Genomic DNA, 22,451 nt, shown 5'->3' with positions numbered 1-22,451 from the left:
CATCACGGCGAGATATGCAGCACGATTTCCCGCCGATGCGGCTGGTCGCGATGTTCGAAAAGATAAAGGCCCTGCCAGGTGCCGAGCACAAGCCTGCCGTCGCTGATCGGCACACCGATGGAAACCGTGGTCAGCGCCGATTTGATATGGGCGGGCATATCGTCGGGGCCTTCCAGCGTGTGGATGATCCATCGCATGGAAGGATCATCGGAAGGCGGCGCGAGCCGGGAGAAAAACACCGTGAGATCACGCCGCACATCGGGATCGGCATTTTCCTGAATAAGCAGAGAGCAGGATGTATGCCTAACGAAGATTGTCAGCAGGCCTTCCTCCACCCCGGCATGATTGACGAATGCCCTGGCCTCGGATGTGAACTCGTAAAGCCCCTGTCCGTGGGTGGGGATGGTCATTTTCTTCTGCGGCACAATTTTTCCTTCAAATAATTTGGAACAAAATCCACGCTGCCAACGTTGCAACATGTCAAATTGTATCCGATGACATCGCGGATACGACAATCGCATGACGGCGGCTCATAAAAGCACAACGGAAAACCGGCGTCACAGTTGCAAAATTCGGGGAAGGGTTGGCACTATCAGAATGGACTATTCAGGCTTTCCCATCTCGCGACAACCAGATTATCTTCGCCACAAACAGACACAGGGTGCGAAAGACTGATTCATGGCATCCAGTGACTATCAAGTCGATCTGACCAATTGCGACCGCGAACCCATCCATATCCCAGGCTATATTCAACCGCATGGCTGTCTCATCGCCTGCGATAACGCCATGCGCATGGTGTTGCGGCATTCCGAAAACTGCCGCGAGCTGCTGGGCATTGACGGCGATATCAATGGCCAAACCGCCGAGGACGTGCTCGGCAAAAAACTCGTGCACGATCTCCGCAATGCGCTGACCGTCACCGGCAGAACAACGCGTCCCGCCATGCTGCCGGCCATGGAAATGAGCGACGGCCGCAGTTTCGATATTTCGCTCCATCGCTACAAGTCCACCACGATCATCGAATTCGAGCCCTCCGGCAGCGAAACGCAGCCGCTCGGCACGGCGCGCAAGATGGTGGACCGCATCCGCGAGGCGGACACCGTCGAAAGCCTGATCTCCAGAACGACGCGGCTGGTAAAGGCGACGCTCGGTTACGACCGGGTGATGATCTATCGTTTCGAGGAGGATGGCGCGGGCAAGGTCGTATCGGAGGCAAAGCAGCCGGAGCTGGAAAGCTTTCTCGGGCAATATTTCCCCGCCAGCGACATCCCCCAGCAGGCCCGTGCGCTTTATCTCAAGAACACGCTGCGGATCATCTCCGATGCCAGCGGCGACCGCGTACCGGTCCTGCCGGCTCTCGATGCCTCCGGCGAGCCGCTCGATCTGTCTTTCGCGCATCTGCGCAGCGTCTCGCCCATCCATTGCGAATATCTTCGCAACATGGGGGTCGGCGCTTCCATGTCCATTTCGGTGATTGTCGACGGGGCCCTGTGGGGCCTCATCGCCTGCCATCACTATTCCCCGCGCGTGCTGACCATGCCTGTCCGGATCGCCGCAGAAATGTTCGGGGAATTTTTCTCCATGCATCTGCAGGTTCTGAAACAGAAGCGCCGGCTCGATACCGTCAACCACGCCCATGCCGCGCTCGACCGTTTCCTGCGGCTTGCCGCGCATCACGCCAATATTGAAGAACTGCTGATCGACAGTTTCCAGGATTTTGCCGATCTGATGCCGTGTGACGGCGTTGGCCTGTGGGTGGGAAACAACTGGCATTGCCATGGCGCAACGCCGCCGCACGACGCCATTCCAAGGCTGGTTCGTTTTGTCGCCTCGGCGTCCGAAAGCAAGGTCTGGGCGACCCATGCCCTGTCGCAGGCCATACCGGAAGCGGAAATCTACGCCGACACAGCGGCCGGAATGCTCGCCATACCGCTCTCGCAGGTGAAGAACGACTATCTCCTGTTTTTCCGCAAGGAGATCGTGCAGAACCTGAACTGGGCCGGCAATCCGGAAAAATCCTATGAAACCGGCCCGATGGGGGATCGTCTCACTCCACGGAAAAGCTTTGCTATCTGGAAAGAGACGGTGCGTCTGCAGGCGCAACCCTGGTCGGAAGCCGATCGTGAAATCGCCGAGGCCGCCAGAATTGCGCTGGTCGAGGTCGCATTCCATCACAGCGAGCTGATGGCGGGCGAAAGGGAACGCGCCGAAGTGCGCCAGCGCATGTTGAACGAGGAACTCAACCACCGCGTCAAGAATGTTCTCGCCATCATCAAATCGCTGGTCGGCAATCCCTCGCAGGAGGGCAAGACCCTGCAGGAATATGTCACCGCGCTGAAGGGCCGCATTCAGGCATTGTCCTTTGCCCATGACCAGATCATCCGTGGTGAAGGCGGCGGCTCGCTGCGCGATCTGCTGGACGCCGAATTGTCGCCCCATCGTTCGCCGGAAACGACGGTGAAACTTGAGGGTCCTCAGGTCACCCTCGATTCACGCGCCTTCTCCGTGATGGCGCTGGTTCTGCATGAACTGGCGACGAATGCCGCCAAATATGGCGCGCTTTCGCAAAATGGCGGGCAATTGCATGTGCGCTGGCAGATCAGCGAAAACCGCGATTGCGAGATTGGGTGGCGCGAAATCCTGCCCACCAAACTGCCTGCCCCGTCGCGCGCCGGTTTCGGCACGGCGCTCATCAGCCGCAGCATCCCCTACGATCTCGGCGGGCGCAGCACGATGCGTTATTTGCCTGATGGACTGGAGGCGGAAATTTTCCTGCCCGCCCGTCACGTCTCATCGGCGACGGTCGCATCCAGCGCGCAAACCGAGGATGAAACCGCACCACAGCCCCGACGCTATAACCGGGAGGAGCCGTTGAAAGTATTACTCGTTGAAGATCAGATGCTGATCGCGATGGATGTCGAGAACATGCTGGAGGATAACGGCATCAAGACCATCGAAACGGCGACCTCGTCGGCAATGGCACTTGAAAAACTGAAGAGCTACGTGCCTGACGTGGCCATTCTCGACATCAATCTCGGCTCCGATACCTCAATCCCCATTGCCCGGGAACTTCACCGCCGTGGCATTCCATTCCTTTTCGCCACCGGTTATGCGGATGGCAGCATGGTGCCGGATGAATTCGGCAATGTGCCTGTTATCCGCAAGCCCTATGACGAGGATGCGCTGATGGCGGGCATTGGGTTACTGGTGGGCGATACGGAGCGGGTATAGAAACGCGGCGTTATCCTCGGGCTTGCCTGAGGAACCGCAACCTCTTGATTGTCTCGACGTGCTTAAAGCCTTGGAACAAGCCAAAGGATGACGAGAGGGAGGTCGTGAAACCGACCGCCGATCCTCAAAAATCGAGAAAACCCGCCCTCACTGGAATCTCGTAAAGCCCCGCTTTTTCGCATCTTCCGGGCTGACTTCATTGCCGATTTTAAACCGGAATTCCGTCACGGTGTAGTTTTCCAGATCGACTTCGCACTGGAACGACACATCGTGCCAGCCATTGCCCGTGTTGAACGCGCCGCCGGAAGCATCGATCGAATTTCCGGAAATCCTGCCGCCCGTGTCCGAATAGGGGATCATGCCTCGGGCGACAAAACCCGCCCCTTGAATCTGCGCCAGAGCTTCGGTGCTGCAAAGCTGAACGATGCGGCGGCGCGGCGGCAGATCGCCGAACATCTGGCGTCTCTGGGCCGGTGACAGCATGGACGAAGATAGAAGGTTTTTGGCCGCCGGAAGTTTCGCGGGCTTCTTTTCCTCCGCCTCAGCAGGCTTTTCCTCAAGCGGTTTTGCCTGCGGCACAGGCGGCTGCTCCGGCGGGGCCTCCTCCTTCAACGGCGAAACCGCAATCTCGCCCTGCTCGGCGGAAGCCTGAAGGTCGCTGTTGGCGGCAGGAGGCGCGGGCTTTTCCTCAGCCGTTTTCTCAGGCTGGCTTGCAGGCTCCTCGGAGGGCTCGCTCCTTTCCGCTTCCTCGGTCTTGCCCGGCTTGTCTTCGGGGTCCGCTTGCGTCTCTTCCGGTCGCATGGCGATAGCCGGCAACGTCGCCTGAAGCGGCGGCGAAGGTTTCGCTTCTTCGGCCGGAGGCGCGGGCGGTGGTGGCGGAGGTTGCGGCTTTTCCTCTTTCGCCTTCTCTTCACCCGGTGGTGGAGCCTCTTCCACCTTTTTCTCCTCGGGCGGCGGCACCAGATCGACGCTGATGCTTTCAGGCTCTTGCGGCTCGGCTATCCGCTCGGGCAGTTCGAAAAGGAAAATGGCGACAACGGCAAGGTGCAGCAGCACGGAGACGGGCACAGCCCATCCTTTCCCACGCCATCTGCCTGCCGAAACCTGTTGCATCTCATCGAACCAAATCGAACCGGAGCATTTCCAATAAAAGCGGAATGCCTGTTTTCACACATAAGGCTTGTCGCAGAGTTCGCCAGTGCGGGAAACAAAAAACCCGGCCAGAGGTGACTGACCGGGTTCAATTTTAAAGGAAGCAAAAGCTTAGCTGTCGAGGAAGCTGCGGAGCTTTCTGGAGCGGCTCGGATGCTTCAGCTTGCGCAGCGCCTTCGCTTCGATCTGACGGATACGTTCGCGGGTAACCGAGAACTGCTGGCCGACTTCTTCCAGCGTATGGTCGGTGTTCATGCCAATGCCGAAACGCATGCGCAGAACACGTTCTTCACGCGGCGTCAGCGAGGCCAATACGCGGGTCGTCGTTTCGCGCAGGTTCGCCTGAATGGCGGCGTCGATCGGCAGCAGCGCATTCTTGTCCTCGATGAAGTCACCGAGATGCGAATCCTCTTCGTCGCCCACAGGGGTTTCGAGCGAGATCGGCTCCTTGGCGATCTTCAGGACCTTGCGCACCTTTTCAAGCGGCATGGCCAGCTTCTCGGCCAGTTCCTCCGGGGTCGGCTCGCGGCCGATCTCGTGCAGCATCTGGCGCGAGGTACGAACGATCTTGTTGATCGTCTCGATCATGTGCACCGGAATACGGATCGTGCGGGCCTGGTCGGCAATCGAACGGGTGATCGCCTGCCTGATCCACCAGGTCGCATAGGTCGAGAACTTGTAACCACGGCGATATTCGAACTTATCAACCGCCTTCATCAGGCCGATATTGCCTTCCTGAATGAGATCGAGGAACTGAAGACCACGGTTGGTGTATTTCTTCGCAATCGAGATCACGAGACGCAGGTTGGCCTCGACCATCTCCTTCTTGGCGATACGCGCTTCGCGTTCACCCTTCTGCACCATCGAAACGATGCGGCGGAATTCGGCAATGGAAATGCCGGTTTCCGTGGAGAGGTTCTGGATCTCCTGACGGATTTCCCGGATCGTGTTGCTTTCTTCGCGGGCAAATTCCTTCCAGCCGCGGGCGGCCAGATTGGCGATCGACTTCATCCAGTTCGGATCAAGTTCCGCACCGTGATACTGCTCCAGGAAGCTGTCGCGCTTGACGCCGTAGGATTCGGCAAGGCGCAGCAGCCGGCCTTCGTTCTGCATCAGGCGCTTGGAAATATCGTAGAGCTGCTCGACAAGGCTGTCGATACGGTTCTGGTTCAGCGACAGCGACTTGACGGCCGTGATCAGCTGATCCTTCAGTTCCTTGTAACGACGCTCCTGACCGGAAGACAGCGTGCCGGTGCAGGCAAGGCGCGCCTCAACCTGCTGATCCTGAAGCTTGCGCAGCTTCTTGTAGGTATCGGCAATGGTGTCGAGCGTTTCCATGACCTGCGGGCGCAGTTCGGCTTCCATCGCAGCAAGCGAAAGATTGGACTCGTCGTCGTCCTCTTCTTCCTCTTCCGGCGGAAGGCCATCGCCACCCACGTCAGTCACGTCTTCGTCACCTGTCGGCGCACGCAGCTTGCGGGTCTTTTCCTTCTCTTCGGCGGCCTTGCGGTCCGCCTCGATCTTTTCCGGGCTCTGGAACTGCGGCGCAGCCTTGGCTTCCGGGCCGGAATAGGTGGTTTCGAGATCGATGATCTCGCGCAGCAGCGTCGTGCCTTCGTTGAGTTCGTCGCGCCAGATGATCAGCGCCTGGAACGTCAGCGGGCTTTCGCACAGGCCCGAAATCATCGTTTCGCGGCCGGCCTCGATGCGCTTGGCGATGGCGATTTCGCCTTCGCGCGACAGAAGCTCGACGGAACCCATTTCGCGCAGATACATGCGAACGGGGTCATCGGTACGGTCGGTCGGTTCTTTCTTCTTTGCGGTCGCAAGCGCGGTTCCGCCGGAAGGGGCCAGTTCGCCGCCTTCGGACTCTTCGCCGTCGGAATCGCTGTCGTCGTCGCTGGCGGTCGCTTCCTCGGCATCCTCGTCCTCGATGACATTGATGCCCATATCGGACAGCATCGCCATCGTGTCTTCGATCTGCTCGGAAGTCACCTCTTCGGACGGCAGGACGGAATTCAGCTCGTCCATCGTCACATAGCCGCGCTTCTTGGCGGCCTTGATCATTTTCTTGACCGCGTCATCCGAAAGGTCGAGAAGCGGGCCGTCCGTCGCACCGTCGCGTTCGTTTTCTGCTTCTTCGTTTTCTTTGACTTTGGTTGCCATCTATCTCGTCGCTTTCCCTGACGCTAACACCTGTTCCGCCGCATCGCCGTCCGCCCCTTGAGCATCCAGCGGTTTGCCGCGAATCACTGTCAGACACCTAACGGAGTGATCTTTAATTGCCGATTAACCACGGCAGCCTCAGGCAGAATGCAAAGACAGTGCACCCGGAAATGCTTGCTCATGCAATTTCTATCCGCCAAGGCTCATTCCACCTTACTTTTCCTGAAATGGTGATTCCCGCTATTTCCCGCCCCGTCAAGCCTTTGCGGGCGAGACAGACACGGAAATTCTTAAAAAGAGCCGCATTTTGCGGGTTATCACCAAACTACCCCCTATTTAGGACGCCTGCCGCAAAAGGCAACCCCACACGTCTTTCTATTCTTGCCGACCGTTCTCAGCCATGGCCGAAGGCCGGCCCCTTCACCCGGCCGGACATGACGCCGAAACCATCGATGATCGCTTCCTGATTTTCCATTCGGCCGATTTCCAGCTGGACCTCGGCAATCGCCCGCACCAGAAGCGTGCCACGCTCATCATCGGTCGCCTCGGCGATTTCCCGCTCCAGCTCCCGTTTCTGCCAGAGCAGGGATTTGGTTCTCTTGTGCAGTGAAAGAGCCTGCACATAGCCTTCGCGCGCATCCTCCATCGCCGCCTGTTCGGTCGCCGTCCACAGGCGGGCATTACGCACCTGCTGATCCATGGTTTTCAAAAGCGCCTCGAAACCCTGCTGCGACAACCGGTCGATCAGCCCTGCCCGCGATATATCCGCCGCACTCTCGGCCGCGTAGGTCAACACCGTCGACCACAGCCGCTGCAGATCGCGGTTCTCGTAATCGATAGCAGCGATCTCGTCATATTCCTCCAGCAGCAGCTCGGGATGGTTGACGATGGTGATGGCAAGAACGCTCTCCCTGAGAGACGGCTTGGTCTGATGCCCCCTGACAAGACCGGATTGCGTCAGCCGGTCGGAAATGCTGCTGGCAGGTGCGGCCATTGCCCCGCCCCGCCCCGGCGCATTGCGCTGGAAACCGCGACCCGTGCCCTGACCGCCTTCGCGGCGGAAATTCCCGCCCTGTGAGCCGCCAGACTGAAAACGCGGCTGGAAAAAGCCATTCAGCCTGTCGCGCATATCCTGCTGGTAAAAGCGGCGCACCGTCTCGTCGGCAATCACGGCAACGATCTGGCGCAGACGGCTTTCAAGCTGCGCCCGTTTTTCAGGCGTATCGAACGTGACGCCCAAGGTCTCCCGGCTCCAGATCATCGCGGCAAGCGGTTTGGCTTCCGAAAGCACCCGGTCGAACGGCGCGCGCCCCTCCAGCCGCACGAGATCGTCCGGATCCTTGCCATCGGGCAGCAGCGCAAAGCTGACCGACCGATCCGGCTTGATATGCGGCAAGGCGAGATCGGCCGCACGGTTGGCGGCGCGAATGCCGGCGCCATCGCCATCGAAGCAGAGAACAGGCTGCGGCGACATCTTCCAGAGGAGATCGAGCTGGCTTTCGGTCAACGCCGTGCCAAGCGGCGCAACGGCATTTTCGACACCCGCCTGGTAGAGCGCGATGACATCCATATAACCTTCGACGGCGATGACCGAGCCACCCGCCGCCTGCGACGCGCGGCGGGCGCGGGCAAAATTGTAGAGGACATTGCCCTTGTGAAAGAGCTCGGTCTCGTTGGAGTTCAGATATTTCGCCACCGCATCCGAAGCCATCGCGCGACCGCCGAAAGCGATCACCTTTTCCCGCGAGGACAGGATCGGGAACATGATGCGGTCGCGAAACCGGTCATAGGAAACCGGTACGTTTTCATGCACCACCAGTCCGCAGGCTTCCATCTGTTCCTTCGACACGCCCTTGCTTGCCAGGTGCTCCTTCAGCGCATTACGGCTATCAGGCGCATAACCCAGCCGGAACGTCTCGATGATGCGCCCGGTCAACCCGCGATCGCGCAGGTAAGCCCGCGCCCGCGCGCCAAGCGCGGTCTGCAACTGGTCCTGAAAGAACAGCGTCGCCATTTCCATGACGTCCTGCAGCGAGGTCCGCTCGCGCTCGCGCTTTTCCGCCTGCGGATCGGGCTGCGGCATGGAAATGCCGGCCATATCGGCGATCTGCTGCACGGCCTCCGGGAAACTTAAGCCCTCAAGCTCCGTCAGAAAACGGAAATGGTCGCCCGAAACACCACAGCCAAAGCAATGGTAGCGGCCCTTACGGTCCTCGCAGTGAAAGCTCGGGCTTTTCTCGCCATGGAACGGGCAGCAGGCCCAATAATCCCCACGCGACGTATTTGTCTTTTTCTTGTCCCAGGACACACGTCGGCCGATCACATCGGAGATGTGCACGCGGTCGCGTATCTCATCAAGGAAAGAATTGGAAAAGCGCATGGGTTACCTGTTCGAGGCCAGTCTTTCATATAAGCGCATAAGAGCCGCAATACAAAATGGAGAGATAAACAATACCCACTATTCACAGGCGGAATTGACATCGCAGGAGACGAAAAATGAGCGAAGAGCATATCGTCAGATATTCCCTGGAAGAAATACGCGCCAAGTGGGCTCGCGGCGAGAAAAGCAAGGCCGATTGGGCGCGCGTCGATGCCATGACCGACGAGGACATCGACCGCGCCACGCGCGACGATCCGGACTGGGCGGGCTTCGACGATATCGACTGGTCAAAGGCCACAGTGGTTTTCCCCACCAGCAAAGATTATCAAACCCACATGGAGGCGATCCAGCGCCACCATGTGCATGAGCAAAAGAAGCCGCAGGGTTGAAGCGTCCCGACTGAGAGGCCAACAGCGCCTTCGAGCGGGTTGAAGAAAACAAGTCGCGATTGCGCCCGCTTCGGGCGAATTTATGGCACCGCAGCATCACCAAAAATTATGTTTTTGTAATTTGAGCCGGCCGCAGCGGCGATGTAAAAACATCAACGAAGGCAGCAATTGACCTCCGTATAATCTGCCGACGCCCGCAGGCACGTCCCCCGAAAAAAGCCTGCGCTTGAGAGCATTCTGATCCGCCGGAATGCGTTTCGTCGACAGAAAAAAGGCAGGGCAGTTCACATCTGCCCTGCCTTTACTTTTTCGGAGCACCGAAAATTACTTCAGCAAATCCTTGACGACACCGGAGGCCTTCGCGAAGTCGATCTGGCCCGGATAACGCTCCTTCAGCGCATTCATGCACTTGCCCATGTCGCGCAGGCCGGAAGCGCCGGTCTCGGTGATGACGGCCTGGCAGAGTTCGCGCACCTTTTCGGCCGGGATTTCTTCCGGCATGAACTCCTTGATGATGACGATTTCCTCGCGCTCCTGAGCGGCAAGCTCGGGACGGCCGGCGCCTTCGTAGATGGTGGCGGATTCTTCCCGCTGCTTTACCATCTTGGTCAGGATCTGCATGATATCTTCATCGCTGACGGGGTCCTTGCCCACGCCGCGATTGGCGATATCGCGATCCTTGATGGCCGTCTGGATAAGACGCACGGTCGATGTACGTCGGGCGTCACGAGCCTTCAGCGCATCTTTCAAAGTATTAGCGAACACGTCGCGCAGCATTTTTCTTCTCCTTGGGAAAGCCCGTTCCACAGCTTCCTGATACGGAAACTTTCCGCCTTATTTTTCGCAACGACATAAACGAGCAAACACGCCCAAGCAAATCAATTGCATAAGCCCTTGAATCTACGACAGCTTAAATCCGCGTAAATCTCGGCCCTGCGGTTGACCGCTTGGGTTGCTTTCGTTATTTTCCGGCACCTGCACGAGATTTTAACGAAGGGTCGGAACGCGAGCTTTATCGCGCGCCCCTTTATGTCACGAAGCCTGCGACAAAAATGGCCCCTTACCCCCTGCCTTTCAAGAGGCGGGGTGCGAAGCGGCAGAAACGGAACGAGATGACCGAGACAGCGCCCTGGACTACCCGCAAACCGACCGCAATGCTTGTTCTTGCCGATGGCACAGTGATCGAGGGAACAGGTATCGGCGCAACCGGCAAGGTTCAGGCCGAAGTCTGCTTCAACACGGCGCTGACGGGTTACGAGGAAATCCTCACCGACCCTTCCTATCTCGGCCAGATCGTCACCTTCACCTTCCCGCACATCGGCAATGTCGGCACCAACGAGGAAGACATCGAAGACCTGACGCCTGCCGCCCGCCGCGGCGCTGTCGGCGTCATCTTCAAGGCCGACATCACCGATCCCTCGAACTTCCGCGCCGCCAAGCATCTGGATGCCTGGCTGAAGGCCCGCGGCGTCATCGGCCTTTGCGGCATCGACACGCGCGCGCTGACGGCATGGATTCGCGAAAACGGCGCGCCGAACGCTGTCATCGCCCATGACCCGAACGGTGTCTTCGACATCGAAGCGCTGAAGGCGGAAGCCAAGGCGTGGAGCGGCCTCGTTGGTCTCGATCTCGCCATCGAAGCGACCTCCGGCCAGTCCTCCACCTGGACTGAAACCCCCTGGGTCTGGAACAAGGGTTACGGCACGCTCGGCGAAGCCGATGCCAAGTATCACGTCGTCTGCGTCGATTTCGGCGTCAAGCGCAACATCCTGCGCCTGTTTGCCGGTCTGGATTGCAAGGTCACCGTCGTTCCTGCCCAGACTTCGGCCGAAGACATCCTGGCGCTGAAGCCGGATGGCGTGTTCCTCTCCAACGGCCCAGGAGACCCGGCCGCGACGGGCGAATACGCTGTGCCTGCTATCCAGAACCTCATCAAGAGCGAGCTGCCGATCTTCGGCATCTGCCTCGGCCACCAGATGCTCGGCCTCGCCGTTGGCGCAAAGACTGAAAAGATGCATCAGGGGCACCATGGCGCGAACCATCCGGTCAAGGACTTCACGACAGGCAAGGTGGAAATCGTCTCGATGAACCACGGTTTTGCGGTCGACGCCAAGTCGCTGCCTGATGGTGTCGAGGAAACCCACACATCGCTGTTCGATGGCACCAATTGCGGCCTGCGCATCGTCGGCAAGCCGGTCTTCTCCGTCCAGCACCACCCGGAAGCATCGCCCGGCCCGCAGGACAGCCACTATCTCTTCCGCCGCTTCGTCAACCTGCTGCGCGAAAAGAAGGGTGAGGCAGCGCTCGCCGAGCGCTGATACCTCCGGAGATCAGGAAATATTATGCGGCCCGCTTTTCAGCGGGCCGTTTGCATTTCACGCTTCACCAGAATGACGAAGCGGATGGTGAGCAGAACAGCCGCCGTCGAAAGGCCGATCACGAAACCGAACCAGACGCCGCGTCCACCAAAGCCGAGCGGAAAGGCCATGGTCCAGGCAAGCGCCAGCCCGATCGGCCAATAGGAAATCAGCGCCAGCATCGCTGGAATGCGCGCATCCTTCAATCCGCGCAGCAGGCCCGCTGTCACGGCCTGAATGCCGTCCACCAGCTGGAAGATACCGGCGATCACCACGAGGCTGCTGGCATAGGCAAGCACTTCCGCCGCCTCAGGTAACTTCGCATCCAGGAACCACTTCGCCAGAAATTCCGGCACGGCCGCAAACAGGATGCCACCGCAAATCGCAATACCGCAGGCGATCGCGTAAATCATGACGGCGGCGCGGATGAGGTTCTTGAAATCGCCCTGACCGCGGGCGATGCCCACCCGAACGGTCGCCGCCTGCGATAAGCCGAGCGGAATCATGAAGGCGATGGAGGCAAGCTGCAAGGCGATGCCATGCGCCGCAAGCTGCACGGTGCCGATTTGCCCCATCAGGATCGAGGCGGCGGCAAACAGCGTCACTTCGGCAAGAATGGTGATGCTGATCGGCAGGCCAAGACGCAGCACTTCAAAAAGCGCATGCCAGTCCGGCCGCCAGAAGCGCACGAACAGCTCGTATTTTTTCGTTTCCTCGCGCGTCTGCACATAGGCGACGATGAAGATGAAGCTGAAGGCATTCACGATGACGGCAACGACCGCCGCGCCATTCATGCCCATCGCCGGCAATCCGTAATGGCCGAATACCAGCATGTAGGCCAGCACGCCGTTCATAACGAGCATGATGATGGTGACATAAAGAATGATGCCCGCACGCCCGATGGCACTGACGAGACTGCGCAGCACGTAAAACAACAGCGCCGGCAGGAGGCCGAACTTGGCGATGGCGAGATAGTGCCCGGTCAGCGCCGCAACATTGGGGTTCTGCCCGAGCGAAACGAGAATGCGCTCGGCATTAAAGAAGATCGGCAGGGCAAGCAACCAATAGGCGATTGCCACCCACATGCCCATGCGAAGCGAGCGACGGGCCGCCGTCGCATCACCCTGCCCGTAGGCCTGCGCCACCATCGGCACCACGGCGACGGAAAAGCCGGAGCCGAAAATGAAGACGACAAAGAAGAACTGCCCGGCCAGCACCATGGCCGCCAGCTTTTCGGCGCCAAGCTGGCCGACGATGACCATGTCAGTGGTGTGGATACCAAGCTGCGCGAGCTGAGCGCCGATGAGCGGAATTCCCAGCGCAAGCGTAGCCTTGAAATGCGAAAACCACGACCCCGATCCGGACGGAACGGTTCCTGCAACAACCGACGAAGACATTGTAATTCACCTGAACCTTGGCCGTTGCCCGCGAATTGCGCAACGGCAGCACGGTGATGAATAAAATATTCCCTTCCTGCACGCAACCTTTGCAGATCGGTGATCAAAATTTACGCAAAACGGCAATCTGGCGCGCGCCTCGGTCAAACCGCCACTGACAAAAGACAAATTTAGTCGAATTTTACCATTTCAATTTACTTATTAGAATATCTCGTAGTTCTTCTAAACCAAAAGCTGCATGACGCAGAATATTCCCGCCATTGAGGCATGTCTTTCCCCACCATTTTCCAAGATGAGTCGAACGGGTTCACCCGGTTTCAAGGACGTGTAGCTTGCCTAAAAAACCAATCTCATGACGCGCATTCTCGTTGCTGCGTCGTCACTTGTCGTCGCCGCCTTTGCCGGCTTCTCTTTCTACATTGACAGCCTCCAGCACCGGGTCACGACGGAAGCGGTGGCGGAGAATATCGATTCCTCCGGCAAGCAGGCCGCGCAAAGCATCGCCAACTGGCTGAACGGCCGCATCATGCTGACGGAGACGGTGGCAAAGACGCTCGCCAAGCTGCCTGATGAAGAGGCCAAGCTGCGGTTTCTGGAAAACGACGTTCTGACCGCCCAGTTCATGTCGACCTATTTCGGCAATGCCGAAACGGGAAGCTTTACCACCTTCCCCAAAACACCGCTGCCGGAAGGATATGACCCGCGCAAGCGTCCCTGGTATCTGGATGCCGTAAAGGCTGGCAAGACCGTTCTGACCGAACCATACAACGATGCATCAACCGGCGGCCTCATCATCACCGCCGCCATTCCGGTTTCGATCGATGGCAAGCTCACCGGCGTGACAGGCAGCGACTTCTCGCTGAATTCGCTGGTAACGATGATCAAGTCCGTGGATGCCGGCACGGACGGATATGCCTTCCTTGTCAGCAAGGATGGCAAGATCCTCATCCATCCCGATCCGAAATTCGTCGACAAGCCGTTGACCGACCTCTTCAAGGGCAACACACCGGCGATTTCCTCGGCGATTTCACAGACGGAAATCGACGGCAAGGGCAAGATCACCAGCTTCATTCCGGTCGCCGGCCTGCCCTCGGTTGACTGGTATCTCGGTTTCGTCGTCGATTCCGATGTTGCCTACAGCGCAATCGGCCAGTTCCGGTTGGCGGCAACCATCGCCACGATCCTCGCAGCCACGATCATGATCGGACTTCTCGCAACCGTGCTCTCCCGCTTCATCGTCCGCCCCGTCACGCAGATGACCTCGGCCATGGAAGGCCTTGCCGCCGGCAATCTCGATGTCGCCATTCCCGGTCAGGAGCGCACCGACCAGATCGGCTCGATGGCTGCAGCGGTCGCCGTGTTCCGGTCGAACGCCATGGAACGCCTGCGCCTCGAAGGCGACGCCGAAGAAAACCGCACGCTCTCCGAACAGGAGCGTAATGAGCGCGAAAGATTGACCGCAAAAGATGCGGCAGACATCCAGTTCGCCGTCGATTCGCTTGCCCGGGGACTGGCGCACCTGTCGGATGGCGATCTCAACTACCGCATCGACACGCCTTTCGTGAACCGCATCGACCGCCTGCGCAACGATTTCAACAATTCCGTCGCCAAGCTGAACGCAGCGCTCAGCACCGTCGGCCAGAATGCCCGCGCCATTGACGCCGGCGCCGGAGAAATCCGCCAGTCGGCGGATGATCTCGCACGGCGCACCGAACAGCAGGCAGCGTCGGTGGAAGAAACGGCGGCGGCGCTTGAGGAAATCACCACGACGGTGAAGGATTCCGCCAGCCGTGCGGAAGAAGTCGGCCGTCTGGTCGACCGCGCTCGCAGCAATGCCGAACAGTCAGGCGTCATCGTGGAAGACGCCGTGCGCGCCATGGAAGGCATTGAAAAATCATCGTCGGAGATCAGCAACATCATCGGCGTGATCGACGAAATCGCCTTCCAGACCAACCTGCTTGCGCTGAACGCCGGTGTCGAAGCCGCCCGCGCCGGTGAAGCAGGCAAGGGTTTTGCCGTCGTCGCGCAGGAAGTGCGCGAGCTCGCCCAGCGCTCCGCCAATGCAGCCAAGGAGATCAAGACGCTGATCAACGCCTCGACATCGCAGGTGCAGTCCGGCGTCGAACTCGTCGGCAATGCCGGCAAGGCGCTGGAAACCATCGTCCGCGAAGTACAGGAGATCAACCGCCATATCGACGCCATCGTGACCTCGTCGCGCGAACAGTCGACCGGGCTTCAGGAAATCAACACCGCCATCAACACCATCGATCAGGGCACGCAGCAGAATGCCGCCATGGTCGAGGAACAGACGGCGGCCAGCCACGGTCTTGCCTCGGAAGCGGCGGCGCTGAACGAGCTGCTGGCGCAATTCCAGCTCGCTTCGGCCACGCGGCGGCAGGCGGAATATGGGCGGGCGGCTTAAGGGAAAACTACGTTGACCGGGGCGCTATCGTAACCAGATCGCTGCCAACCCTTACCCGCTCTCGACGTCATCCTCGGGCTTGTCCCGAGGATCCACCACGTCTCGTTTAAAAGCTACGTCGCAGATGCTCGGGACAAGCCCGAGCATGACGGAGGCGAGGTCTTGCGCCTTTCTCACCCTAATGGCCGGAGCGATCCGGCCATTTTTTTGTTCACCCTCATAATAGTCGGTTCCCGCCATTCACATGATCCGCTAGAGCTTGATCAATCATGATATGCGGAGGAATTCATGCTGGAACTGATTTGGCGCGGCATTGCCATGGGCATTGGCGGCACCCTGTTTATGGATATATGGGCAATCATACTGCACCGGTTTTTCGGCCAGTCCGCGCCGAACTGGGCGCCGGTCGGCCGCTGGTTCTGGCATGTGCCGAAGGGCCGGATATTTCACGACAGCATCGCCACGGCTGAACCCTATGAGCACGAACTGGCGCTCGGCTGGATTTCGCACTACGCCGTCGGCATCCTTTACGGCATCGTTCTTGCGCTGGTCGTCCCGGCCGCATGGTTTGCCAATCCGTCCTTCATTGAGCCGTGGATCGTCGGCATCGTCACGGTGGGTGCGGGCTGGTTCCTGCTGCAGCCGGGGCTGGGCATCGGCTGGGCGGCATCGAAGACGCCGAACCCCACAAAGGTCCGCATCCTCAACCTTGTGGCCCACACGGTTTTCGCCCTTGGCATGTATGCCGTAGCGCTGTTGATGCGTTGAATAAAAAAGGGGGCTGAAAGCCCCCTTTTCCGTCTGATATCTCAGATATTCGCCGAGAAAGTATCGCAGTCCTCGACGCGGCCGCTCTGGAAGCCGCGCTTGAACCATTCCATGCGCTGCGCCGAGGTGCCGTGGTTGAAGCTGTCAGGCACCACATATCCTTGAGTCTGCTTCTGCAGCGTATCATCGCCGATCTGATGGGCCGCGTTCAGAGCTTCCTCAAGGTCGCCGGTCTCAAGAATACCCTTCTGTTCGGTAAACTTGCCCCAGATGCCGGCATAACAATCCGCCTGAAGCTCGACACGCACGGACATCTTGTTCGCGTCCACCTGGCTCATGGACTGGCGGCGGCGGTTGAACTCCGGCAGAACCCCGGTCAGGTTCTGGATGTGGTGGCCGACCTCATGCGCAATCACGTAAGCCTGCGCGAAATCACCGGCCGCACCGAAACGCTGGTCCAATTCCTTGAAGAAGCTGGTGTCGAGATAAACCTTGCGGTCACCCGGGCAATAGAACGGGCCGCTGGCGGCAGAGGCATAACCACAGGCGGATGACACCTGCCCCGAGAACAGAACCAGCGTCGGTTTCTGATAGGTCTCCCCGGCGGACTGGAAGATGCCGCTCCAGGTATCTTCCGTCTCAGCCAGCACGGTGCGCACGAAAGCCGTCGTCTCGTCCGACGATTCGCCCTGCGGGCGTGTGCCGGATTGCTGGGTGCCGGATTGTTGCGTCGTGCCGCCGCCATCCATCGAGATGTCGCCGCCCGTAAGCAGCGTCAGCGGGTTGATGCCAAGCACCCAGCTGATCAGCAGGATGACTACAATGCCGCCAATACCGATGCCGCCACCGCGACGCCCGATCGGCACGCGCATTCCGCCACGGGAAAAAGGATCGCTACCGCCCGGCCCCGACCCCGCCGACATGCCACGCCGATCCTCGATATTGTCCGACTGGCGGCGCCCTCTCCATTCCATGCTATTCTCCCGGCGGATACCGCCTTAACAAGCTGCCATATAACGGCACTATAATACATCTTGTTCCGGAAGAAAGCAGAGGCAGTGAGCGGAGTCTCTCAAGCGGTTCTGCGTCTTTGTCTCAGGACGGTCAGAAACAGGAAGACGAAAACGAGAGCGCCAGCGGAAAGGGCCGCAAAACCGGCTTTGCCATCACCAAAAGCAACCTCATGCATGAGACGACCGGGAACGAAGGTGAAGCCTCCGGCAACAACGATGCCGCCGATATAAACGCCCTGCATGATGCGCATATGGCGTCTGATATCGCCGCGCCGGGCGAAATAGACCGATTGCAGACAGCCATATATCGTGAAGGCGGAGAGAAGATGGATCGGGCTGAAACCGTAAAACACCCTCAATTCATGGATGAAGAACGTCGAAACGGACGTCGTGACCATCAGCATGACCCAGATCTTGCCGAGCAGCCGGTGGATGGCTGTGCCCTTGGGGCGCAGGAAGATGAAGGCGCCGAGAATGGCGGCGGGCACGACGGTGGCGACATGGAATTGCACGGCGATCGGTGCATCTAATAAAGGCTGGAATGACATGGGTGCTGTTTCGGCTCGGTTGAAATCACCGGCAATTTCAGCAAAACATGCGCCCAAGAAAAACGGATTGACGCCAACCGCAGGAAAACTTCGTGGATCACCCGTATCTGCAATCCACGCTTCGTGAAATGCACGCCGTCCTGCAATCGCGCAGGCTGTGGCTGACATTTCTCGCCGTGCTGGCGATCTTCATCGTGACCGGGCCTTTCGGCACAAGCGAAACCATGAGTTTCGCCGACCGGCTGCTTTACTGGACAATCATTCAGGCCGGCGCCTGGACATTCGCGATATCCTTTTCCATCATCGCCAACAGCATCCTCGCCGGCCGCATCGGAAACATGCTGGCGCGCATGATGATCGGTTCGCTGACGGCGGCCCTGCCGATCGGGCTGCTGCTTACCATCACGAACCGGGTCTTTTCAGGCAAGGATATGGGTTTCGGACCCTTTCTGCAAAGCAGCCTGTCGTCCCTGCCTCTCTGCGCCATCTTCTGCCTGCTGAGTTATCTCACCGCCTGCCAGTCACTCGAAGCGGCGGCCAATGCCGTTACGGATACAGACGAAGATACCAAAAGCGAGGCAAAAGGCGTTGCACCGCTGCTGGAGCGGCTGCCGCCGCAAAAGCGCGGAGAATTGCTGCGGCTGTCGGTGCAGGACCACTATACTGAAATCGTCACCACCCGCGGGCGTCAGCTCGTTCTGTTGCGTTTTGCCGATGCGCTGAAAGAGATTGGCGAGACGCAGGGCTTGCAGGTGCACCGCTCCCACTGGATTGCCGATACGGATGTCATCGCGCTGCGTAAACAGGCGGGTCGTCTGCTTCTCATGACAAGGGACGGTTCGGAGATCCCCGTCAGCCGTTCTTATAATGCAGCGGTGCAGGCCCGTTTTACGGCCCTTGCCCCTGCCGGTTAAGAGTTTCTGTCGATTCCGGAATTTATGGGGTTCCGTTCTCAAAAACATTTGCCTATAAGCCGCTTCTAGCCTGAAAACATTTGAATTGCGCTCCCCGGCCGGTGATCTTTCACCCTGGCTGGTGTTTTGCGCAACCAAAAAGCGGAACGAGAGAGCCCATGCCGAAGCGCCAAGATATCAAGTCCATCCTCATCATCGGCGCGGGACCGATTGTCATCGGCCAGGCATGTGAATTCGACTATTCCGGCACACAGGCCTGCAAGGCGCTGAAGGAAGAGGGTTACCGGGTCATTCTGGTCAACTCCAACCCGGCCACCATCATGACCGATCCCGGCCTTGCCGACGCCACTTACGTTGAGCCGATCACGCCTGAAGTGGTCGCCAAGATCATCGCCAAGGAGCGCCCGGACGCGCTTCTGCCGACCATGGGCGGCCAGACCGCGCTCAACACCGCGCTTTCTCTCAAGCGCATGGGCGTTCTCGACCGCTACAACGTGGAAATGATCGGCGCGAAGCCCGAAGCCATCGACATGGCCGAAGACCGCGCCCTCTTCCGCGAGGCGATGGCCCGCATCGGCCTCGAAACGCCGAAGTCCATGCTCGCCAATGCGACCGAGATCAAGGACGCCGACCGCAAGAAACACGAAGCCGCCCGCACTGAGCTGAAGGGCAAGCTTTCCGGCTCCGACCTCGACAAGGCGCTGGACGACCTCGAAAACCAGTGGAACCTCGGCGAAACCGATCGCAAGCAGCGTTACATGGCGCACGCCATGGCAATCGCCGCCCAGGCCATCGACCATGTCGGCCTGCCCGCCATCATTCGCCCGTCCTTCACGCTCGGCGGCACCGGCGGCGGCATTGCCTATAACCGCTCGGAATTCTTCGACATCGTCTCCGGCGGCCTCGACGCTTCGCCGACGACAGAAGTGCTGGTCGAAGAATCGGTTCTCGGCTGGAAGGAATATGAGATGGAAGTGGTCCGCGACACCGCGGACAATTGCATCATCATCTGCTCCATCGAAAACATCGATCCGATGGGCGTTCACACCGGCGACTCGATCACCGTTGCGCCAGCGCTGACGCTGACGGACAAGGAATACCAAATCATGCGCAACGCCTCGATCGCGGTGCTGCGCGAGATCGGCGTTGAGACCGGCGGCTCGAACGTGCAGTTCGCCGTCAATCCGAAGGACGGCCGCCTCGTCGTCATCGAAATGAACCCGCGCGTCTCGCGCTCTTCGGCTCTCGCTTCCAAGGCGACCGGCTTCCCGATCGCCAAGATCGCCGCCAAGCTCGCCATCGGTTATACGCTGGACGAGCTGGAAAACGACATCACCGGCGGCGCGACGCCTGCCTCGTTCGAACCGTCGATCGACTACGTCGTCACCAAGATCCCGCGTTTCGCCTTCGAGAAATTCCCCGGCGCCTCGCCGATCCTCACCACCGCCATGAAGTCGGTCGGTGAAGTCATGGCCATCGGCCGCACCTTCGCGGAATCGCTGCAGAAGGCGCTGCGCGGCATGGAAACCGGCCTCACCGGTCTCGATGAAATCGAAATCCCCGGCTTTGAAGAAGGCGAAGGCTCCAAGAACGCCATCCGCGCCGCCATCGGCACGCCGACGCCGGATCGCCTGCGCATGGTCGCCCAGGCGCTGCGCATGGGAATGACGGAAGAAGAAGTCCACGAAAACTCGAAGATCGACCCCTGGTTTATCGCCCAGTTCAAGGCAATCGTGGATATGGAAGCCCGTATTCGCGAGCAGGGCCTGCCGCAGGACGCCGAGAACCTGCGCATGCTCAAAGCCATGGGCTTTTCCGACGCCCGCCTGGCAATTCTGACGGGCAAGCGCCCGAAGGAAGTGGCCGAACTGCGCAACAGCCTCAATGTTCGCCCGGTCTTCAAGCGCATCGATACCTGCGCGGCAGAATTCGCCTCGCCCACAGCCTACATGTATTCGACCTATGAAATTCCCTTCGTCGGCGCCGCCCGCTCTGAAGCGCAGGTTTCCGACCGCAAGAAGGTCGTCATCCTCGGCGGCGGCCCGAACCGTATCGGCCAGGGCATCGAGTTCGATTATTGCTGCTGCCATGCCGCCTTCGCGCTGAAGGATGCAGGCTTCGAAGCGATCATGATCAACTGCAACCCGGAAACGGTTTCGACCGACTACGACACTTCCGACCGCCTCTATTTCGAACCGCTGACGGCCGAAGACGTGATCGAGATCATGCGCGCCGAACAGGAAAAGGGCGAACTGGTCGGCGTCATCGTGCAGTTCGGCGGCCAGACGCCGCTGAAGCTGGCCGAAGCGCTGGAAAAGAACGGTATCCCGATCCTCGGCACCGCGCCTGACATGATCGACCTTGCCGAAGACCGCGACCGCTTCCAGAAGCTGCTGATGAAGCTCGACCTCGCCCAGCCGAACAACGGCATTGCCTATTCGGTTGAACAGGCGCGCCTCGTCGCTTCGGAAATCGGCTTCCCGCTGGTCGTGCGTCCCTCCTACGTTCTGGGTGGCCGCGCCATGCAGATCATCCATTCGGAAGGCCAGCTCCAGACCTACCTGCTCGACACGGTTCCGGGTCTCGTGCCTGAGGACATCAAGCAGCGTTACCCGAACGACAAGACCGGCCAGATCAACACCCTGCTCGGCAAGAACCCGCTTCTGTTCGACAGCTACCTGACCAACGCCGTCGAAGTGGACGTCGATGCGCTGTGCGACGGCGAAAACGTCTTCGTCTCGGGCATCATGGAACATATCGAAGAAGCCGGCATCCACTCGGGCGACTCGGCCTGCTCGCTGCCTTCGCGTTCGCTGAGCAAGGAAATGCTCGACGAACTGGAGCGCCAGACCACGGCTCTTGCCAAGGCGCTCAATGTCGGCGGCCTGATGAACGTTCAGTACGCCATCAAGGATGGCACCATCTACGTTCTCGAAGTCAATCCGCGCGCCTCGCGTACCGTGCCTTTCGTCGCCAAGACCATCGGCGCGCCGATCGCCAAAATCGCCGCCCGCGTCATGGCCGGTGAAAAGCTCGATGCGGCGATTGCCGCCTATGGCCAAAAGCCCGATCCGCGCAACCTGAAGCACATCGCCGTCAAGGAAGCGGTCTTCCCCTTCGCCCGCTTCCCCGGCGTCGACATTCTGCTCGGACCGGAAATGCGCTCGACCGGCGAAGTCATCGGCCTCGACACGGATTTCGCGCTGGCCTTCGCCAAGAGCCAGCTTGGCGCCGGCGTCGACCTGCCGCGCTCCGGCACGGTCTTCGTTTCCGTGCGTGACGAGGACAAGGAAGGCGTTCTGCCGGCCATCCGCATTCTAGTGGAAAGCGGCTTCAAGGTGCTGGCAACCGGCGGCACCCAGCGTTTCCTCGCTGAACAGGGCATCAACGCCGAAAAGATCAACAAGGTGCAGGAAGGCCGTCCGCATATCGAAGACGCCATCCGTAACCGTCAGGTCCAGCTCGTCATCAACACCACCGACAGCAACAAGGCGATCTCCGACTCAAAGTCGCTGCGCCGCGCAACGCTGATGCAGAAGGTGCCCTACTACACCACCATGGCCGGTGCGGAAGCCGCAGCCCTCGCCATCAAGGCGCTGAAGGCAGGCAATCTGGAAGTGAAGCCGCTGCAGAGCTACTTCAACTAAGTTTCTGCGGGAAAAGTCCGCAAGATTGAAAACAAAACGCCGCGGATCGCCATGTCCGCGGCGTTTT

At 59.4% G+C, this 22,451-nt stretch carries 15 protein-coding genes; 7 read left to right on the top strand and 8 right to left on the bottom strand.

Features of this window, described 5'->3' with window-relative positions:
* Window positions 1-2: 2 nt before the first annotated feature.
* Window positions 3-425, bottom strand: a complete 423-nt coding sequence (locus tag WDZ78_RS09685) for a secondary thiamine-phosphate synthase enzyme YjbQ (protein ID WP_425672892.1) — start codon at window positions 423-425, stop codon at window positions 3-5.
* A gap of 253 nt (window positions 426-678) precedes the next feature.
* On the opposite strand from WDZ78_RS09685, the gene WDZ78_RS09680 reads away from it, so the two are divergent.
* A complete protein-coding gene (locus WDZ78_RS09680) occupies window positions 679-3,231 on the top strand; it encodes an HWE histidine kinase domain-containing protein (protein WP_425672891.1) in 2,553 nt (850 codons plus the stop codon).
* 147 nt (window positions 3,232-3,378) lie between these two features.
* On the opposite strand, the gene WDZ78_RS09675 is transcribed toward WDZ78_RS09680, so the two are convergent.
* From WDZ78_RS09675 to dnaG, 3 genes are all read right to left on the bottom strand, one after another.
* Entirely contained in the window at window positions 3,379-4,299 is a 921-nt protein-coding gene (locus WDZ78_RS09675; RefSeq protein WP_020011307.1) for a DUF930 domain-containing protein, read from the bottom strand.
* Between the two features lie 195 nt (window positions 4,300-4,494).
* The gene (gene rpoD / locus WDZ78_RS09670; RefSeq protein ID WP_003494761.1) at window positions 4,495-6,549 is read right to left on the bottom strand and encodes an RNA polymerase sigma factor RpoD; all 2,055 of its coding nucleotides are present in this window, start codon (window positions 6,547-6,549) and stop codon (window positions 4,495-4,497) included.
* 394 nt (window positions 6,550-6,943) lie between these two features.
* Window positions 6,944-8,929, bottom strand: a complete 1,986-nt coding sequence (gene dnaG, locus WDZ78_RS09665; RefSeq protein ID WP_425672890.1) for a DNA primase — start codon at window positions 8,927-8,929, stop codon at window positions 6,944-6,946.
* A 116-nt stretch (window positions 8,930-9,045) separates the two neighbouring features.
* Here dnaG and WDZ78_RS09660 point away from each other — a divergent pair, with 116 nt between their 5' ends.
* Entirely contained in the window at window positions 9,046-9,318 is a 273-nt protein-coding gene (locus WDZ78_RS09660) for a hypothetical protein (RefSeq protein ID WP_020011309.1), read from the top strand.
* A 324-nt stretch (window positions 9,319-9,642) separates the two neighbouring features.
* Here the strand turns inward: WDZ78_RS09660 and WDZ78_RS09655 are convergent, their stop codons facing one another.
* Window positions 9,643-10,095 carry a GatB/YqeY domain-containing protein gene (locus WDZ78_RS09655; RefSeq protein ID WP_004430448.1) on the bottom strand — a complete coding sequence of 151 codons (453 nt, stop codon included), beginning with the start codon at window positions 10,093-10,095 and terminating at the stop codon, window positions 9,643-9,645.
* Between the two features lie 335 nt (window positions 10,096-10,430).
* Between WDZ78_RS09655 and carA the strand changes: the two genes are divergently transcribed.
* On the top strand, window positions 10,431-11,636 hold the full coding sequence (carA, locus tag WDZ78_RS09650; protein ID WP_425672889.1) for a glutamine-hydrolyzing carbamoyl-phosphate synthase small subunit: 1,206 nt from the start codon (window positions 10,431-10,433) through the stop codon (window positions 11,634-11,636).
* 38 nt (window positions 11,637-11,674) lie between these two features.
* Here the strand turns inward: carA and WDZ78_RS09645 are convergent, their stop codons facing one another.
* Window positions 11,675-13,072 (bottom strand): MATE family efflux transporter, encoded by a 1,398-nt coding sequence (locus tag WDZ78_RS09645; protein WP_425672888.1) that lies wholly within the window; start codon window positions 13,070-13,072, stop codon window positions 11,675-11,677.
* A 352-nt stretch (window positions 13,073-13,424) separates the two neighbouring features.
* On the opposite strand from WDZ78_RS09645, the gene WDZ78_RS09640 reads away from it, so the two are divergent.
* Window positions 13,425-15,494: a methyl-accepting chemotaxis protein gene (locus WDZ78_RS09640; RefSeq protein ID WP_425672887.1), complete on the top strand. Its 2,070-nt coding sequence runs from the start codon at window positions 13,425-13,427 to the stop codon at window positions 15,492-15,494.
* Between the two features lie 288 nt (window positions 15,495-15,782).
* Window positions 15,783-16,262 carry a DUF2938 domain-containing protein gene (locus WDZ78_RS09635; RefSeq protein ID WP_026363855.1) on the top strand — a complete coding sequence of 160 codons (480 nt, stop codon included), beginning with the start codon at window positions 15,783-15,785 and terminating at the stop codon, window positions 16,260-16,262.
* Between the two features lie 41 nt (window positions 16,263-16,303).
* On the opposite strand, the gene ypfJ is transcribed toward WDZ78_RS09635, so the two are convergent.
* Complete coding sequence (ypfJ, locus tag WDZ78_RS09630; protein ID WP_425672886.1) at window positions 16,304-17,236, bottom strand: KPN_02809 family neutral zinc metallopeptidase; 933 nt, start codon at window positions 17,234-17,236, stop codon at window positions 16,304-16,306.
* A gap of 98 nt (window positions 17,237-17,334) precedes the next feature.
* Window positions 17,335-17,823 (bottom strand): DUF2306 domain-containing protein, encoded by a 489-nt coding sequence (locus WDZ78_RS09625; protein ID WP_020011316.1) that lies wholly within the window; start codon window positions 17,821-17,823, stop codon window positions 17,335-17,337.
* A 92-nt stretch (window positions 17,824-17,915) separates the two neighbouring features.
* Here WDZ78_RS09625 and WDZ78_RS09620 point away from each other — a divergent pair, with 92 nt between their 5' ends.
* Window positions 17,916-18,737, top strand: a complete 822-nt coding sequence (locus tag WDZ78_RS09620; RefSeq protein WP_425672885.1) for a LytTR family DNA-binding domain-containing protein — start codon at window positions 17,916-17,918, stop codon at window positions 18,735-18,737.
* A gap of 158 nt (window positions 18,738-18,895) precedes the next feature.
* The gene (gene carB, locus WDZ78_RS09615; RefSeq protein WP_425672884.1) at window positions 18,896-22,384 is read left to right on the top strand and encodes a carbamoyl-phosphate synthase large subunit; all 3,489 of its coding nucleotides are present in this window, start codon (window positions 18,896-18,898) and stop codon (window positions 22,382-22,384) included.
* Window positions 22,385-22,451: the final 67 nt, after the last annotated feature.

It is taken from the genome of Agrobacterium sp. M50-1 (assembly GCF_049843495.1).
GTDB lineage: Bacteria > Pseudomonadota > Alphaproteobacteria > Rhizobiales > Rhizobiaceae > Agrobacterium > Agrobacterium radiobacter.
This window is presented reverse-complemented; position numbering and strand designations above follow the sequence as displayed.

Coding starts and splice junctions, on each gene's coding strand:
- WDZ78_RS09680 (WP_425672891.1), top strand. CDS start 679: ATGGCATCCAGTGACTATCAAGTCGATCTGACCAATTGCGACCGCGAA.
- rpoD (WP_003494761.1), bottom strand. CDS start 6,549: ATGGCAACCAAAGTCAAAGAAAACGAAGAAGCAGAAAACGAACGCGAC.
- dnaG (WP_425672890.1), bottom strand. CDS start 8,929: ATGCGCTTTTCCAATTCTTTCCTTGATGAGATACGCGACCGCGTGCAC.
- WDZ78_RS09660 (WP_020011309.1), top strand. CDS start 9,046: ATGAGCGAAGAGCATATCGTCAGATATTCCCTGGAAGAAATACGCGCC.
- WDZ78_RS09655 (WP_004430448.1), bottom strand. CDS start 10,095: ATGCTGCGCGACGTGTTCGCTAATACTTTGAAAGATGCGCTGAAGGCT.
- carA (WP_425672889.1), top strand. CDS start 10,431: ATGACCGAGACAGCGCCCTGGACTACCCGCAAACCGACCGCAATGCTT.
- WDZ78_RS09645 (WP_425672888.1), bottom strand. CDS start 13,072: ATGTCTTCGTCGGTTGTTGCAGGAACCGTTCCGTCCGGATCGGGGTCG.
- WDZ78_RS09640 (WP_425672887.1), top strand. CDS start 13,425: ATGACGCGCATTCTCGTTGCTGCGTCGTCACTTGTCGTCGCCGCCTTT.
- WDZ78_RS09635 (WP_026363855.1), top strand. CDS start 15,783: ATGCTGGAACTGATTTGGCGCGGCATTGCCATGGGCATTGGCGGCACC.
- ypfJ (WP_425672886.1), bottom strand. CDS start 17,236: ATGGAATGGAGAGGGCGCCGCCAGTCGGACAATATCGAGGATCGGCGT.
- WDZ78_RS09625 (WP_020011316.1), bottom strand. CDS start 17,823: ATGTCATTCCAGCCTTTATTAGATGCACCGATCGCCGTGCAATTCCAT.
- carB (WP_425672884.1), top strand. CDS start 18,896: ATGCCGAAGCGCCAAGATATCAAGTCCATCCTCATCATCGGCGCGGGA.